The sequence below is a fragment of the Streptococcus suis genome, assembly GCF_002964045.1.
GTDB classification, from domain to species: Bacteria; Bacillota; Bacilli; order Lactobacillales; family Streptococcaceae; genus Streptococcus; species Streptococcus suis_U.
Genome location: NZ_POPB01000147.1, coordinates 1 through 486 on the forward strand (window position 1 = coordinate 1; position 486 = coordinate 486).

Sequence of the window (486 nt, forward strand, 5' to 3'; positions counted from 1 at the left end):
TTGACGAACTTGGTTTCACAGCTAACAGCATGAAGAAAATCGCAGACAGCATCATCTCTTTGGCCAGCCTACCAATTAATGATAACGAATTTCTTTACGACGCTTTCTTAGCAGCTGGTGAAGATAATAATGCCAAATTGATTGCCGAATATTTTACCCACAGAGGATTGCCTGCACGCTATGTCCATCCTAAAAAAGCTGGTATTATTGTCAGCTCCGAACCAGGAAATGCTCGCATTTTGCCTTCAAGTTATGACAAAATCGAAGAGCTTCGTGATACAGATGAAGTACTCATTATCCCAGGATTCTTCGGTGTAACTGTTGATAACCAGATTTGTACCTTCTCAAGAGGTGGATCGGATATTACAGGTTCCATCATTGCTGCCGGGGTTAAGGCTGACCTCTATGAAAACTTTACAGATGTCGATGGTATTTTTGCTGCCCATCCTGGCATCATTAAAAATCCACATTCAATCAAAGAATTGA

At 41.2% G+C, this 486-nt stretch carries 1 pseudogene; it reads left to right on the forward strand.

The annotated features are described in order from the left end of the window. Nucleotides 1–486: pseudogene (locus C1E99_RS00855) on the forward strand (aspartate kinase); the annotation flags it as partial.